Origin of the sequence: Novosphingobium kunmingense (assembly GCF_002813245.1) — a bacterium.
Classification (GTDB): domain Bacteria; phylum Pseudomonadota; class Alphaproteobacteria; order Sphingomonadales; family Sphingomonadaceae; genus Novosphingobium; species Novosphingobium kunmingense.
Genome location: NZ_PHUF01000003.1, coordinates 628,118 through 642,865 on the forward strand (window position 1 = coordinate 628,118; position 14,748 = coordinate 642,865).

13 protein-coding genes and 1 tRNA gene are annotated in these 14,748 nt (G+C 67.9%); 2 read left to right on the plus strand and 12 right to left on the minus strand.

Annotated elements, in window-relative coordinates:
- Position 1: 1 nt before the first annotated feature.
- The 5 genes from cobA to B0I00_RS09105 form a co-directional block, all read right to left on the minus strand.
- Positions 2-778 (minus strand): uroporphyrinogen-III C-methyltransferase, encoded by a 777-nt coding sequence (gene cobA / locus B0I00_RS09085; protein ID WP_100867044.1) that lies wholly within the window; start codon positions 776-778, stop codon positions 2-4.
- A gap of 63 nt (positions 779-841) precedes the next feature.
- Positions 842-1,774, minus strand: coding sequence for a mechanosensitive ion channel family protein (locus B0I00_RS09090; RefSeq protein ID WP_232730176.1), 933 nt, complete (start codon positions 1,772-1,774; stop codon positions 842-844).
- Positions 1,775-1,776: 2 nt separating this feature from the next.
- A complete protein-coding gene (gene metC, locus B0I00_RS09095; RefSeq protein WP_100867045.1) occupies positions 1,777-3,015 on the minus strand; it encodes a cystathionine beta-lyase in 1,239 nt (412 codons plus the stop codon).
- Between the two features lies 1 nt (position 3,016).
- A complete protein-coding gene (sseA, locus tag B0I00_RS09100) occupies positions 3,017-3,862 on the minus strand; it encodes a 3-mercaptopyruvate sulfurtransferase (protein ID WP_100867046.1) in 846 nt (281 codons plus the stop codon).
- 132 nt (positions 3,863-3,994) lie between these two features.
- Positions 3,995-5,191, minus strand: a complete 1,197-nt coding sequence (locus tag B0I00_RS09105; RefSeq protein WP_100867047.1) for a hypothetical protein — start codon at positions 5,189-5,191, stop codon at positions 3,995-3,997.
- A gap of 123 nt (positions 5,192-5,314) precedes the next feature.
- On the opposite strand from B0I00_RS09105, the gene queF reads away from it, so the two are divergent.
- Together queF and B0I00_RS09115 are read left to right on the plus strand one after the other, a co-directional pair.
- Positions 5,315-5,788 carry a preQ(1) synthase gene (queF, locus tag B0I00_RS09110; protein ID WP_100867048.1) on the plus strand — a complete coding sequence of 158 codons (474 nt, stop codon included), beginning with the start codon at positions 5,315-5,317 and terminating at the stop codon, positions 5,786-5,788.
- Positions 5,789-5,924: 136 nt separating this feature from the next.
- The gene (locus B0I00_RS09115) at positions 5,925-8,192 is read left to right on the plus strand and encodes a TonB-dependent receptor (RefSeq protein WP_100867049.1); all 2,268 of its coding nucleotides are present in this window, start codon (positions 5,925-5,927) and stop codon (positions 8,190-8,192) included.
- Positions 8,193-8,250: 58 nt separating this feature from the next.
- On the opposite strand, the gene B0I00_RS09120 is transcribed toward B0I00_RS09115, so the two are convergent.
- The 7 genes from B0I00_RS09120 to B0I00_RS09150 form a co-directional block, all read right to left on the minus strand.
- Complete coding sequence (locus B0I00_RS09120; RefSeq protein WP_100867050.1) at positions 8,251-9,354, minus strand: aminotransferase class V-fold PLP-dependent enzyme; 1,104 nt, start codon at positions 9,352-9,354, stop codon at positions 8,251-8,253.
- Entirely contained in the window at positions 9,351-10,142 is a 792-nt protein-coding gene (locus B0I00_RS09125) for a tryptophan 2,3-dioxygenase (RefSeq protein ID WP_100867051.1), read from the minus strand. Before B0I00_RS09125 ends, B0I00_RS09120 begins: the two co-directional genes overlap by 4 nt.
- Before the next feature lie 41 nt (positions 10,143-10,183).
- Positions 10,184-11,338, minus strand: coding sequence for an acyl-CoA dehydrogenase family protein (locus B0I00_RS09130; RefSeq protein ID WP_100867052.1), 1,155 nt, complete (start codon positions 11,336-11,338; stop codon positions 10,184-10,186).
- Positions 11,335-12,324 carry an acyl-CoA dehydrogenase family protein gene (locus B0I00_RS09135; protein WP_100867053.1) on the minus strand — a complete coding sequence of 330 codons (990 nt, stop codon included), beginning with the start codon at positions 12,322-12,324 and terminating at the stop codon, positions 11,335-11,337. Before B0I00_RS09135 ends, B0I00_RS09130 begins: the two co-directional genes overlap by 4 nt.
- 28 nt (positions 12,325-12,352) lie before the next feature.
- Positions 12,353-12,428, minus strand: a tRNA-Thr gene (locus tag B0I00_RS09140).
- A gap of 31 nt (positions 12,429-12,459) precedes the next feature.
- Positions 12,460-13,332 (minus strand): hypothetical protein, encoded by an 873-nt coding sequence (locus B0I00_RS09145; protein ID WP_100867054.1) that lies wholly within the window; start codon positions 13,330-13,332, stop codon positions 12,460-12,462.
- Positions 13,329-14,651, minus strand: coding sequence for a replication-associated recombination protein A (locus B0I00_RS09150; RefSeq protein ID WP_100867055.1), 1,323 nt, complete (start codon positions 14,649-14,651; stop codon positions 13,329-13,331). The genes B0I00_RS09145 and B0I00_RS09150 overlap by 4 nt, the downstream gene beginning before the upstream one ends.
- Between the last annotated feature and the right edge of the window lie 97 nt (positions 14,652-14,748).

Sequence of the window (14,748 nt, forward strand, 5' to 3'; positions counted from 1 at the left end):
TTCACGTCGTAGCCTCCAGCGCCAGGGCGCGCAGTTGTTCGGTGTCGGGCTCGGCGCAGACCTCGCCGATGACGATCACGGCCGGGCTCTTTACCCGTTCACTCGCAATCAGGGAGGGCAGGCCCGCAAGGGGCGCGCGCAGCACGCGCATCGCGGGCCGCGTCGCGTTCTCGATCACGGCGACGGGCATGGCCGGGGACAGGCCATCGGCGATCAGCTTGTCGGCAATCGACTCGGCCGTGGCGACGCCCATGTAGATCACCAGCGTGCGGCCGACGCCGGCAAGCCCGGCCCAGTTCTGGTCGGACAGGCCCTTGCACTGGCCGGCAACGAAGCTGACGACCGAGGCGGCCCGGCGGTGGGTGAGGGGAAGCTGCGCTGCAGCGGCCGCGCCGATCGCGGCGCTGATGCCGGGCACGACCTGGCAGGGAACGCCGGCGGCGCGGCAGGCTTCGGCCTCTTCGCCGCCGCGGCCGAAAATGAACGGATCGCCGCCCTTCAGGCGGACCACATCGTGGCCCTTCTGCGCCTCTGTCACCAGCAGGGCGTTGATTTCGTCCTGCTGCATCGTGTGGCGGGCGCGGTGCTTGGCGACCGAGATCAACCGTGCGCTCGCCGGCGCCATGGCCAGGATCGCGAGATCGACCAGCCCGTCATGGACGATCAGGCCGGCGCGCATGATCAGCCGCGCGGCGCGCAGCGTCAGCAGGTCGGGATCGCCGGGACCGGCGCCGACCAGCCAGACCGTTCCGGGGGTTGTAGATGCAGGGCTGCTCATGGTCAGCCAGATGGCGAAGCGGTTGCCCGCGCGCCAGCCACAATGCCTTTGCCGACCCCTAGATCAGCTTTCGCCGCCGTGCTCGCCGCGCAAAACCGGCCAGTCGCGCAGGTGAATATCGCGCTGCGGATGGGGCAGGGCGATGCCGTTGTCGCGGAACCTGGCCAGGACGCGCTTCAACAGGTCCGATCGCACGTTGCCGACGCCTTCTTCGGGATCATCGACCCACAGGCGCACCTCGCATTGCAGGGCGTTCTCACCGAACCCGGTCAGCAGGACGACCGGCTTGGGGAAGGGCAGGACGCGCGGCGTTTCCAGCGCAGCCTCGATCATCAGGCGCTCGGCAAGGTCGCTGTCGCTGCCATAGCCGATACCGACCGGCACCCGGATACGCACATCGCGCGAGGAATAGGACCAGTTCTCGACCTGGTTGACCATCAGGTTCTCGTTCGGGATCAGGAACTCCTTCTTGTCCCGGGTGATGACCGAAACCGCGCGGATGCCGATGCGGCTGACCTGGCCGACCACCGAATTGGTCCCGTCGTTGACCGCGATCACGTCACCCGGCTTGATCGAGCGGTCGAGCAGCAGGATGATCCCCGCGATCATGTTGCCGAAGGTCTTCTGCAGACCGAATCCGATGGCGAGGCCGAAGGCGCCAGAGAACACGGTCAGCGCGGTCAGGTTGATGCCGAGCAGGTCGATCCCGACGAAGAACGCGACGGCCCAGATCACGATGCCCGACAGCTTCTCCGCCAGGGTCCGCTGCACCGCGTCGATGCCGGTGATCCGCCCCAACAGGCGGCCGACGACACGGCTGGCATGCCGCGCGAAGAGGATCAGCGCGGCGACGACGACAATGGCGACCAGCACCGTCCAGACCGAGATCCGCGCCGACCCGACGTCGAAGCCCCAGGAATCGAGCGTGGCGACGATCTCGGCCAGGCCCTGGTGTCGCGAGACGATGGCCGCGGGCACCTTGGGCTCGATCGCCACGGTCAGGCTGCCTGCCAGGCGGCGAGGCCGCGCGCGAGGTCGGCCTGAAGGTCGTCCAGTCCTTCTAGACCTATCGACAAGCGCACCCCGTAGCGGTCCTCGTCGGCCATGCCGGCCAGCGGCCAATGGCTGGCGGTGCGCAAGGGGGCCGGATCGATCGGGCTGACCAGGCTTTCGTAGCCACCCCACGAATAGCCGATGCCGAACAGGTCGAGCGCGTCGATGAAGGCGTCGCGCGCGGCGCCGTCCTTGCCCTTGAAGACCATCGAGAACAATCCGCAGCCGCCGGTGAAATCGCGCTTCCACAGTTCGTGACCGGGCGATCCGGGCAGCATCGGGCAGAGCACCCGGGCGATCTGCGGCCGGGCATCGAGCCAGGCCGCGAGCGCGAGCGCGCTGCCGGTCTCGCGTTCAAGTCGCAGGCTCATGGTGCGCAGCCCGCGCAGAGCCAGGGCCGCATCGTCGGGGGAAACCACCAGGCCAAGCTGCTGCGCGGTGCGGCGCAGCTTGGCATAGTGGCGCTCGCCCGCGCTGGCGCTGCCCATCATCAGGTCGGAATGGCCGCCGACGTGCTTGGTCAGGCTCATCACAGCGATGTCGGCGCCCTGCGCCAGCGCGGCAAAGCCGAGCGGGCCGGCCCAGGTGTTGTCGAGCACAACCGTCAGGCCGCGCGCGCGGGCCGTGGCGGCAAGGGTCGGCACGTCCTGCACCTCGAGCGTCAGACTGCCCGGGCTTTCGAGCAGCACCGCCTTGCAGCGTTCGTCGATCGCGGCGTCGAAGGCGGCGAGGTCGAGCGGATCGAACCAGCGGGTCTCGATGCCGAAATCCCTGAGCAGCCCGCGCCCCATGTTGCGCGTCGGCTCATAGGCGTTGTCGGTCATCAGCAACACGTCGCCGGGGCGCAGAACCGCCATCAGCGCGCCGGCGAGCGCCGTGACGCCCGAGGGATAGAGCACCGTTCCCGCCGCGCCCGGCTCCAGCGCGGTCAGCGCATCGGCTAGCGCCCACTGGGTCGGTGATCCGCGCCGCCCGTAATAGAAGTGCCCGTCGGCGTTGGGCTTGCCTGCGTGCAGCGCGGCACTGTCGGGATAGAGATGGGTCGATGCGCGCCAGACCGGCGGATTGACCACCGCGCCCGGTTCCGCCGGCGTGCCGGTCCATTCGGGCTTGCGGCCGCCGCCGACGAGGCGGGTCGCCGGAGACAGGTCACCCCCGGCGCCGGTCCGTCCGCCCTTGGCCATGTCAGGCCGCCGCGCCGGTTTCCTTGGGCGTGTCGGCGTCGGAGCCCCATTCGCTCCAGCTGCCGTCATAGAGTGCGGTGTCGTCCTTGCCGATGAGGTGCATGGCGAACAGCACTACCGATGCCGTCACGCCGCTGCCACAGGTGGTGACGACCGGCTTGGCCAGATCGATCCCGGCGTCGGTGAGGACCTTCTTCAAGTCGTCCTTAGGCTTGAAGGTGCCGTCGGCGTTGTACAGTGCGGTAAAAGGCACGTTGCGCGAGCCCGGGATATGGCCTGCGGCAACGCTCGGTCGCGGGTCCTTGTCCTCGCCGGTGAAGCGCGCGGCGCTGCGGGCATCGACCACCTGTTCGGCCTTGCTGTGCAGGTTCTTCAGCATGTCGGCCTTGGTGCGGACGTTCTTTTCATCCTTCCAAGCGGTGAAATGGCGGTGGCGCAGCGTCTCCTTGCCCTGGGCGATGGCGCGGCCTTCCGCCTTCCACTTGGCGATGCCGCCGTCGAGGATGGCGACGTCATGGGCGCCGAACATCTTGAGCATGAACCAGGCCCGCGCCGCAGTCTTCACCGCGCTGTCATCGTAAAGGACGATCCGGCTGCCATCGCCAAGGCCGAGCGACTGCATGCGGCTGGCGAATTTTTCGGCCGGGGGCAGGGTGTTTTCGATCGGCGAGGCGGTGTCGACCAGATCGGACAGGTCCATGAAGACGGCGCCGGGAATATGCGCCGCTTCGTATTCGGCCTGGGCGTCGCGGCCCGATCCGTCCAGATGCTTGGTGCAATCGACGATCCTGAGATCGCTGGCCCCGATCTCGTTGGCCAGCCATTCGGTCGAAACAAGACTTTCCATCGTAACGCGTCCTCCTCGCGCCCTGCGCGGCGGCAGGGTCTGTTGTCCGGCAACGCTCCTCTCGCTGCACTTGCGAAAGGACTAGCGAGGCAGAGGGGCGGCGTCGAGGGGGAGAATCGTCCAGTTGACGGGTTAAGTAACCGCGCGCTGGCCGATTCTGGAATAGGTTCGCGGCCCCAGGTCGAGCCGGAACGGGCGCAGCGCTGCGCCGGGTTGTTCGGGAAGTTCGCCGACAACGAAGGTCTGTGCGCTGACCAGCGGATTGCCGCCCGGAGTCCTCGCCCGGACGCGCAAGCGCGCAAGCGGAACGAAAAAGGCGGCTTGGCCCGAGCGAATCGGCGTGACAGCGGTCAGCGGAAGGCGGAAATCGCCGGTGAATTCGGCGCTTTCTCCCGGTGCGAGTTCGACCAGAGCGTGACGCGCCTCAAGCGTGTGCGCGTCGGTCGCGACCTGCTGTTCGGCGGGGAGCGAGGAATGCGCCGAAACCATGTCGCCTTCGACCGCGAGGCCCGAGAGCACCTGCGTTCCGCGGTTGGTCACGACCAGTCGGTAGTTGAGCGTGGTGGCAAGCAGCGACGCGCTCATCCGGGTGGCTTCGAGCGCGATCTCGAGGCCCGATCGGTCGAGCGGCGGCTGCGGAACGACGGGAGCGGCCGGACGCGGTTCCGCGGCGGGATCGACGGTGGGTTCGGGCACAGGTCCGGTCGAGGCCGGCGCGGTACGAACCACGGGCGGCTCGAAGGTGATTTCGGGTTCGCGCTCATCACGGCCCCTGCGCCACCACATGAGCGCAAAAATCGCGGCGACGATCGCCAGGAGCCCGGCGATCCACGGCCAGGGACCGGCGCTGTCATCGCTCGCAGATGGCACGCTGGCGGCAGGCGCGGCTGGCGGCACGACCGTGTCGATGCCGGGAGAACCGGTCGCGGCGGGCGTCGCAAGCGGCGGAAGTGCCACGGCGGCGCCGCTCGCGCCGGGCACGGGCTGGCTGGTCCGGAGCGTCGGTGCGGCGGCCCGCGGCGCCGGTTGCGGGGCGGGCTGCGACGTTGCCGGTGCCGGGCGCGACGTTGCGGCAGGGGCGGGCGTCGCGACCACGGGCGCCGGGGAGATGGTCGGCGTCGCGCTTGGCGTGGCTGTCGGCTGGGGGGTGGGACGGACGACGGGCGCTTCGGCGTCGACGGGGCCCTGGGCGCGCGGATTGGGCGCTGTGGTCGTCGTTCCGGGCAGGCGATAATCGTTGACCGACTGGGCCATTGCCGGCGACGCGAGCGCCGTCGCCAGCGCTGCTGCGCTGCCGATTGAGGCCAGTCTTCCCGCCCGCTGCGACATCGTTACCTTGAAACCCCTACATCCATCGCGCGCGCTAACGCCCGGACCACTGAATAGGAAGTGAACCCGTGGCTTCCAACCGGTGACTTGTGTCGCCGGCGCGATGGGGGCATGGCGCGTTGCATGACAGACACACCTTCCAGCGAAGCGCAGCGCCCGCTGCACCTGGGCCAGACCAGCGCGCTGCCTGCTTCTCCTGAAGCCGCCGTGCTCGACTACGTTCCCAATCCGCGACGGAGTTCGCTTTACCTCGTCCGCTTCGCCGCGCCCGAGTTCACCTCGCTCTGTCCGGTCACAGGCCAACCCGATTTCGCGCACCTGGTGATCGACTACGCTCCGGGCGAAACGATCGTCGAATCGAAGAGCCTCAAACTGTTCCTCGGCTCGTTCCGCAACCACTGCGGCTTTCACGAGGACGTGACCGTCGGGATCGGCCAGCGCCTGTTCGACGAGATGGAACCGGCCTGGCTGCGGATCGGCGGCTACTGGTATCCGCGCGGCGGCATTCCGATCGATGTGTTCTGGCAAAGCGGCGTTGCGCCGGAAGGCCTGTGGGTGCCCGACCAGGGGGTACAGGGCTATCGCGGCCGGGGCTGAAGCCCTCTTCGCAGTTGCGGCAAAGCGGCCACACCTGCGGGCAAAACCGTTCACTTCCGTGTGGTTTGGCTTGTCGGCGCGCGGGCCTCGGGCGTAGGCGCGCACGCAATCGCGCGGTTCAAGGGGAGTTTGCGCCATGACCATTGCCACCATCCTTCGTCAGTCGAGCGCCGTCGCCGCTCTCGGCTTCTCGGTTGCCGCTCTGCCGGCCTTCGCCCAATCGGCTGACGCCACCTCCGACGAGAGCCTCGGCGAAATCATCGTTACCGCCCAGCGCGTGTCCGAAAACCAGAAGGACGTACCGATTTCGGTCTCGGCCCTGCGCGGCGAGACGCTGTCGACGGTGACCGGTGCGGGCGCCGACATCCGCGCGCTCGCCGGCCGCGTGCCCAGCCTCAACATCGAAAGCTCCTACGGCCGCACGTTCCCGCGCTTCTACATCCGCGGACTGGGCAACACCGACTTCGACCTCAACGCCTCGCAGCCGGTCAGCTTGGTCTATGACGACGTCGTGCTGGAAAACCCGATTCTCAAGGGCTTCCCGGTGTTCGACGTGAACCAGGTCGAAGTCCTGCGCGGACCGCAGGGCACCCTGTTCGGTCGCAACACCCCGGCCGGCATCGTCAAGTTCGACACCGTTCGGCCGGATGCGGTCGGCCGCAACTTCGTCAAGGCGAGCTATGGCAGCTTCGGCACGGTCAACGCCGAGGCCGGCGTCGGCAGCGGCGATGCCAGCGATGTCATCTCGGCCCGCGTCTCGGCGCTGTACCAGCATCGCAACGACTGGGTCGACAATGTCGCGACCACTGGGGACAAGGACCTCGAAGGCTTCGACGAGTTCGCCGTGCGTTTCCAGCTGCAGTCCAAGCCCAGCGACGCGCTGACCCTGCGCACCACGTTCCAGGCCCGCCTGTTCGAAGGCACCGCACGCCTGTTCCGTGCCAACAGCTTTGCCACTGGCAGCAACACGCTGATCGGGCTCGGTGGCGCCGGGACCAAGTTCGAGCGCGACCAGGTGCGGATGGACGGCCTCAACTTCCAGGAACTGGAAAACTACAACGCCGCCTTCTTCGCCGCTTACGATGCCGGCGCGGTGACGATCACCTCGGTCAGCAGCCTGTGGACCGGCAATTTCCAGTCGCGCGGCGATATCGACGGCGGCTTCGGGAATGCCTTCACCCCGCCGATGGGTCCGGGCTTCATCCCGTTTTCGGCCCAGTCGCGCGACGACGTGCCGAGCCTGGACCAGTTCACGCAGGAGCTGCGCATCGCGTCGAACAACGACGGCGGGCTCGGCTATCAGCTCGGCGCGTTCTACTTCAGCGAAAAGCTGGACATCGTCAGCTACGAATACTCGAACCCGACCGATACCCAGTATGTCGCCTACGCCACCCAGCGTCAGGACAGCGAGGCCCTCGGCCTGTTCGGCTCGCTCAACTACACCTTCGAGAACGGCCTGCGCCTGCAGGCCGGCGCGCGCTACAACCATGACAAGCGCGACTTCGTCGCCGCCCGTCCCATCGACAACCGTCCCGGCTTCCTCGGCTTCGGCGGCCCGGTCGCGCCGCAGAGCGCCAGCGTGGGCGATGACGTGATCACCTGGGATGCCGCCGCGACTCTTCCGGTCACCCCCGACGTCAACGTTTTCGCGCGTGTCGCCAAGGGCTATCGCGCGCCGTCGGTGCAGGGCCGCCTGACCTTCGGCCGCGCGCTCTCGGTAGCCGACAGCGAAACCACGATGAGCTACGAAGCCGGCCTCAAGTCCTCCTTCGCGGGTGGCCGGGCGCGGTTCAACCTGACCGGTTACTACTACACCACCGACGACATGCAGCTGACCGCCGTGGGCGGCGCGTCGAACTTCACGACGCTGCTCAACGCCGACAAGGTCGACGGCTACGGCTTCGAGGCCGAGCTGGAAGCCCGCCCGGTGCGCGGCCTGACGCTCACCGCCGGCGTGTCGTACAACCATAACGAGATCAAGGATCCGAACCTGTTCGTGGCGGGCTGCGGCGCGCCGTGCACGGTGACCGATCCGGTCCGCGCCGGTAGCCCGGGGATCTACTCGATCAACGGCAACCAGCTGCCGCAGAGCCCGCGCTGGTCGGCCAACTGGACTGCCGGCTACGGCGTTCCGGTGGGTGATGGCGAGGTCTATGTGTTCACCGACTGGGCCTACCGCTCGAAGGTGCAGTTCTTCCTTTATGAATCGGTCGAGTTCAGCGACGACGACATGCTCGAAGGCGGCGTTCGCGTGGGCTATCGCACCGGGCGCTATGACATCGCCGGCTTCGTCCGCAACGTGACCGACGATGTCTCGGCCGTGTCGGGGATCGACTTCAACAACCTCACCGCCATGGTCAACGAACCGCGCGTGTTCGGCGTCGAACTTGGCGTGAAGTTCTGATCCTGCCGACAGGCGAAATCGAAGGCCCCGCCGGAGCGATCCGGCGGGGCTTTTCGATTCAGGTCCGGCAGATCGCGATCAGCGCGTCGACGTCGGCCTCGTCCTGATAGAGCCCGAAGCCGATCCGCAGCACGTCGCCGCGCAGGTCGGTGACGACATCGCGTTCGGTCAGCCGGGCGTGGATCGCCGGCGCGTCGCGGCCTTGCAAGGCGATGAAGCGTGCCTCTGCGCCGCTGATCGAGACCAGCGACGAAAGCGGCGATGCGGCCTGGAACCGCGCCTTCAGCCTATCGCAATGCGCCGAAATGTCTGCGGTGGTCAGACCCTCAGTCGCCAGCATCCGCTGCACGGCGTTGAAGCGGTACAGGCCCGACGGATCGAAGGTGCTGCCAAGGAAGCGGCGCCCATCGGGCGCGTAGCCGACCCCGCCCTGCCGCGCGGCCAGGTCGTCGAAGGCGGCATACCAGCCCGTCACCTCGGGGCGCGGCGCATAGCCCGGCGGGGCGTGAAGGAAGCAGACCCCTTCGCCGGCCATCGCATACTTGTAGCCGCCGGCGAGGTAGAAGATGCGATCGGCGAGGCCGGCAAGGTCGATCGGAGTCGCCATGAAGCCGTGATAGCCGTCGATCACGACCCACGGACCCTCTGGCCGGGCGACGGCGGCGAGGCGGTCCAGACCGTCGAGCGCCTGCCCGCTGTTGAACTGCACCTGGCTGACGAAAATCAGGTCCCAGCCGCCGCCTTCGGCCTCGCCGACCAAGCGGTCCTGCGGGACCGTGACCAGATCGATGCGTCCGCTTTCGGCCCAGCGCAGCGCCTGGCGGCGAAAGGAATGAAACTCGCCGTCGCTCGCCAGCACGCGCGGGCGCGCAATTGGCAGGGCCGACAGGATCCGCACCAGGAAATCGTGCGTGTTGGGCGCGAAGGCGATCGTCGCCGGATCGGGCAGGCCCAGTTCGCGGGCGATGTGGCCCTGCGCCTCGGGGATCACTTCGGAAAACACCCGGTCCCACTTGTGATCGGCCAGCCGCGCGGCATCGTCCCAGGCCTCGACCTGGCCATCACGGCTGGCATCGGGCCACAAGTGATGGCTGTGCGCGGCAAAGTGCAGCCGGCCCGGGGCGGCTGCGAGGCTGCGCGAGAACAGGCGTTTCCAGCTCACAGCAGCGTCCGCAACGACCACAACTCGGGAAAGGCGCGCTTGGACAGGGTAGAGTGAAGGTAGCTGGCCCCCGCCGTACCGCCGGTACCGCGCTTGCCGCCGATCACGCGCTCCACGGTCAGAACGTGCTTGTGCCGCCAGGCCGCCATCGCATCGTCGAGGTCGACCAGCTTTTCCGCCAGCTGATAAAGGTCCCAGTAGCGCTGCGGGTCGCGATACACCTCGAGGAACGCGGCCTCGACCCCTTCGCTGGGCTCATAGGGTTGAGTAACATCGCGCCCCAGCACCGCGGCGGGAATGGCGAGCCCGGCTCGCGCGGCGGCGGCCAGCGCCTCGTCCCACAGGCTCGGCGCTCCAAGCGCCGTCACCATCGCAGCGCGCGCTTCGGGGCGGTCGTCCTGGTAGGTCAGGAACTTTCCATCCTTCAGCCCCAGCATGTATTCGACCGTGCGGAACTGGTCCGACTGGAACCCGCTCGACGGACCGAGCGCGTGGCGGAACCGGCTGTAATCGCTCGGCGTCATGGTCGCCAGCACGTCCCAGCTCAGCGTCATGACCGCCTGGATCCGGCTGACCCGTGCGAGCGCCTTGTAGGCGGGGACAAGGCGGTCGGCGCGGACCTGCTCCAGCGCCAGCCGCAGCTCGCGGATCATCTGCTTCAGCCACAGCTCCTTGGTCTGGTGGATGATGATGAACAGCAGTTCGTCGTCGGCGTCCGAGCGCGGGTGCTGGCAGGCCAGCAGGTCATCGAGCGCGAGGTAGCGCGCATAGGTCATGGTCTCGGTCATGGACCGGACCATCGACCCAGATGGTTACGATTGCAACCTGTTCAGCGTGTGCCGAGACCGCGGGCGATAATCCCGCGCAGGATTTCGCGAGTACCGCCACGCAGGGACCAGCTCGGCGCGTTGTGCACGATGTTGGCCAGCACCCCGGCATAGGCCGAGGCGCTGCGCGGATCGGGCTCGGCATCGACAAGCTGGCGCGCGAAGTCGGGCAGTGTCTGTTCCCACACCGCGCCGACGTCCTTGACGATCGCGGCCTGAAGCCCCGCATCCTGCTTGTTCTGCAACATGGCCGCGACCGACCGCGACAGGCGGCGCAGGACGGCAAGCTGGGCGGTCAGGCGCCCGATGGTCGCCAGCGCCGCATCGTCAGTGCGGCCTTTCAGCACGTCGAGCAGCTGAAGCATCAGTTCGATGGAGGACAGGAAGCGTTCCGGACCGGATCGTTCGAAGGCCAGTTCGCTCATCACCTGGTTCCAGCCGTCGCCTTCCTGGCCCAACAGGTTCCTTGCAGGAACCACGGCATCTTCGAAGTGCATCTCGTTGAAATGATGCTGTCCGGCCAGGTCGATGATCGGCTTGATCGTCAAACCTGGAGTGGCCTTGAGGTTGACCAGAAGCTGGCTGGTTCCCTGATGACGGTCGGCCGGGGTGCCGCTGGTCCGGCAGAACAGGATGACGTAGTCCGCCTTGTGGGCAAAGCTCGTCCAGACCTTGGTCCCGGTCACGCGGTAGACGTCACCATCGCGGACTGCCTTGGTCCGCGTTGCCGCAAGATCGGACCCGGAATCGGGTTCGCTCATGCCTATGCCGAAGGCCAGTTCCCCCGCGGCGATGCCGGGCAGGATGGTTTCCTTCTGCTCGTCCGTCCCGAACTTGAGGATCGAGGGGCCCGACTGTCGATCGGCGATCCAGTGCGCTCCGACTGGCGCCCCGGCAGCCAACGATTCCTCGACCACCACATAGCGTTCGAAGGCGCTGCGTTCGTGCCCGCCGTATTGCTTCGGCCAAGTCATGCCGAGGTAGCCGGCCTGTCCCATCGCGCGGCTGAAGTCGCGGCTGAAGCCGTACCAGTTGTCGCTGCGCTGACGTGGCGAACGGCCGCCGAGTTGCTTGTGGAGGAACGCGCGAAACTCGGCGCGCAGAGCCAGGACTTCTTCGCTGTCGGCAGGCGGGGCGGGGAAGGGTATCGCGCTCATAGCTCTGTCACCATCGGCCAGTATCCATCACCGCCGGCTTCGACGGCGGCGCGGCCCAATCTGGTCGCCCACATCACCTGCCCTCCGAACTCGTCGCGCCAGGTCCACAGGGCGGTGGTGTAAAGGTGCAGGCGGTGTTCGCGGGTGAAACCGATCGCGCCGTGCATCTGCGTGGCGATCGACGCGCCGTTGCCGGCCGCCTCGCGCGCGCGGAGCGATCCGGCCGCGACGCCCAGATCGTCACCGCGGGCCAGCGCTTCGCCGGCAAGATCGGCGGCGGCGGTGGCGCAGGCCAGCTCACCGGCCAGCTTGGCCAGTTCGTGCTGGACCACCTGGTTCTTCTGCAGCGGCTTGCCGAACTGAACGCGCGTCGCCGTGTGCTCGAGCGTCATGTCGAGCGCAGCCTCGAGCGCGCCCGCGATCTGGAAGGCGCGAACCGTCGCCCCGGCGGCCAGCGGGCAGTGCGGCAGGGGCGCTGACGCATCGATCGTCCAGTCCACCGCCAGCGAGGGTCGCGGCTGGAAGTTCATCGAAGTGCCCTCTTCTGTCACGCTCCAGCCGCTGCGCGGCACGCGGTAGAGGGTGTCCCCCACGGCGAGCGCCAGGCAGTCGAGATGGTCGCCCCAGGCCACCCGCGCGACCATTCCGGTCAGCTTACCGCCTTCGGCCTTGAGGTCATCGGCACGGGCCAGTCCGGCGGCTCCTTCGGCCAGCGGCAATCCGGCGATGGCAAACAGCTGGTTCGCAGCCATGGTCTCGACCACCGGAAGCGGCATGGCGTGGCGACCAAGCAGCCGCAGCACTTCGCCCGCTTCGCCGAACGACAAGCCGAAACCACCCTGGTCCTCGGTCAGCAGGGCAAGCGGAAGGCCCATGTCCTCGACCTCGGCCCATAGCGTAGGCAGCCATTGCCCCTCACGCGCGGCGCCTTGCGCGGCATCGTCGAGATGACGGTCCAGCAAGCGTTCGATCATGTCGGCTAGCATCGCGGCAGCCTGCTCCCTGTGATGACTGTGGTGCCGGCTACAGGATTCGAACCCGTGGCCCCCTGATTACAAATCAGGTGCTCTACCAACTGAGCTAAGCCGGCAACGTGACCTTTTGTGAAGGCGTCCTTAGAACTAAGGAGCGCCGAAGGTCCACCCCTCAGTTGCGGCAATCGCCGGGGTCAGTCCGGCGGGCGACCACAGGGCGGGATCGCGGGCGGCGCGGCGCAGCCAGGCGGCGGTGACCAAGGCATCGCTGGCATGGTCGGTGATCGGCCCGGCGCCGGGCACGGGTTCGCTGCCCAGCGCGGCGAGCGCGGCGTTGAGGTCGGCATGGTCGCGGATCTTGGACCTTCCTGCGCGCCGACCGGCCGCCAGGGCGGCGATGGTGGTATAGATCTCGACAATTGCAGAGCCGCTATCGGGCAGGGGGTCGATCGGCCAGACGGGCAGCCGGCCCTGCACCTGGTGAAGCAGGCGCATCCCCGCCAGGCTAGACTTGCCGACCTGCGCCGCGCCGACCAGGTTGAAGTTCGAATAGGGTTTGCAGCCCAGGGACTCCTGCGCGCGCTCGGTCACGCGGAGGCGGCCGCGACCGCCCTCGAACAGATCGCCCTCGCGTCCGTTGTGTCGGCGGAAATGACGGGCGGCTTCGGGATGGTCGACGAAGCTGCCGACCGCCAGATGGCTGTCGGCTTCGCACAAGCGGTCGACCAGCGCCCACAGGGAACGGGCATCGCGCGGGCTGTCCGCCCAGCCGGGAAAGAACGCGCCCCGGTCGGCATGCGCGAGGCTGATGCCCATGTCGAAGCCGACCAGCGTGTCAGCGGGAAGATCGTGCAAAACCCAGTCGCGCACCTCGGCCCGCGACCAGCGATGACCGGGACGGACAAGCGCGGGCGCCGTCGCCCGGTCGCCCTGCAAGGCGACGGCGATGCCGCGATGCCGCTCTCCGACCGCACCCGACCAGTCGACCGCGGCGAAATGGCGGAAGCGGTCGTGCCTCATTCGCCGCGCTTTTCGGCCCGCTTCCTCTCCCACCATTCGAGGCGCTTCATGACCTCGCGCTCGAACCCGCGTTCCACCGGGCGGTAATAGGTCTGGGGCTCCATCTCCTCGGGCCAGTAGTTGTCGCCCGAAAAGCCGTCCTCGGCGTCGTGGTCGTAGGCGTAACCCGCGCCATAGCCGATGTCCTTCATCAGCTTGGTCGGTGCGTTGAGGATGTTGGCCGGCGGGGCAAGGCTGCCGGTTTCGCGCGCGCTCTTCCACGCTTCCTTCTGTGCCAGATAGGCCGCGTTCGATTTGGGCGCGGTGGCAAGGTAGAGGCAGGCCTGGACGATGGCCAGTTCGCCTTCCGGACTGCCGAGGAACTGGTACGCGTCCTTGGCGGCAAGACACTGGCTCAGCGCCTGCGGATCGGCGAGGCCGATGTCCTCGCTGGCGAAACGGACGAGGCGGCGCAGCACGTAGAGCGGCTCTTCGCCCGCGGTCAGCATGCGGGCCATGTAATACAGCGAGGCCTGCGGATCGGAGCCGCGCAGCGCCTTGTGCAACGCGGAAATCAGGTTGTAGTGCCCGTCGCGGTCCTTGTCGTAGACCGCCACACGGCGCTGCAGGAACGCGCCGAGCCCCGCGGGGTCGAGCGGTTGGGCGATCTTCGCGTTGTAGAGCGTTTCGGCCTGGTTGAGCAGGAACCGCCCGTCCCCGTCCGCGCTGGCGACCAGCGCCTCGCGCGCTTCGGCGGTCAGGGGCAGCGGCCCTTCGAGCGCTTCGGCGCGGGACAGCAGCTCGCCCAGCGCCGCCGCGTCGAGACGGTGGAGGATCAGCACTTGCGCCCTCGAGAGAAGCGCGGCGTTGAGCGCGAAACTGGGGTTCTCGGTCGTCGCGCCGACGAGAGTGACCGTGCCCTTTTCGACAAAGGGCAGAAAGCCGTCCTGCTGGGCGCGGTTGAAGCGATGGATTTCGTCCACGAACAGCAGCGTGCGCTGGCCGGCCCTCGCGGCGACCTCGGCCTCGGCAAAGGCCTTCTTGAGGTCGGCAACGCCTGAAAAGACCGCGCTTATCGAGGCAAAGCGCATTCCCACCGCGTCGGCCAGCAGCCGCGCCGTGGTGGTCTTGCCTGTGCCCGGCGGTCCCCACAGGATCATGCTCGACAGGCGGCCGGCGGCGACCATGCGGCCGATCGCGCCTTCGGGTCCGGTCAGGTGAACCTGCCCGATAACCTCGTCCAGCACGCGCGGGCGCAGCCGGTCAGCCAGCGGAGCGTCGGCGGCTGGCGCGTCGGCGGGGGAAGCAGGGGGCAGATCGTCAGCGAATAGGTCGGCCATCGCCGCCAAGATAGGCGATGCGGCGGATAATGCCACCGGGCCGCCACTTCCGGCGATTTTGCCATTCACCAACCCCGTGATAGCCTCCGTCCGTCCT

Excerpts from the sequence above, each read along its gene's own strand:
- cobA (WP_100867044.1), bottom strand. The coding sequence starts at position 778 with ATGAGCAGCCCTGCATCTACAACCCCCGGAACGGTCTGGCTGGTCGGC.
- metC (WP_100867045.1), bottom strand. The coding sequence starts at position 3,015 with ATGGCCAAGGGCGGACGGACCGGCGCCGGGGGTGACCTGTCTCCGGCG.
- sseA (WP_100867046.1), bottom strand. The coding sequence starts at position 3,862 with ATGGAAAGTCTTGTTTCGACCGAATGGCTGGCCAACGAGATCGGGGCC.
- B0I00_RS09105 (WP_100867047.1), bottom strand. The coding sequence starts at position 5,191 with ATGTCGCAGCGGGCGGGAAGACTGGCCTCAATCGGCAGCGCAGCAGCG.
- queF (WP_100867048.1), top strand. The coding sequence starts at position 5,315 with ATGACAGACACACCTTCCAGCGAAGCGCAGCGCCCGCTGCACCTGGGC.
- B0I00_RS09115 (WP_100867049.1), top strand. The coding sequence starts at position 5,925 with ATGACCATTGCCACCATCCTTCGTCAGTCGAGCGCCGTCGCCGCTCTC.
- B0I00_RS09125 (WP_100867051.1), bottom strand. The coding sequence starts at position 10,142 with ATGACCGAGACCATGACCTATGCGCGCTACCTCGCGCTCGATGACCTG.
- B0I00_RS09130 (WP_100867052.1), bottom strand. The coding sequence starts at position 11,338 with ATGAGCGCGATACCCTTCCCCGCCCCGCCTGCCGACAGCGAAGAAGTC.
- B0I00_RS09135 (WP_100867053.1), bottom strand. The coding sequence starts at position 12,324 with ATGCTAGCCGACATGATCGAACGCTTGCTGGACCGTCATCTCGACGAT.
- B0I00_RS09145 (WP_100867054.1), bottom strand. The coding sequence starts at position 13,332 with ATGAGGCACGACCGCTTCCGCCATTTCGCCGCGGTCGACTGGTCGGGT.
- B0I00_RS09150 (WP_100867055.1), bottom strand. The coding sequence starts at position 14,651 with ATGGCCGACCTATTCGCTGACGATCTGCCCCCTGCTTCCCCCGCCGAC.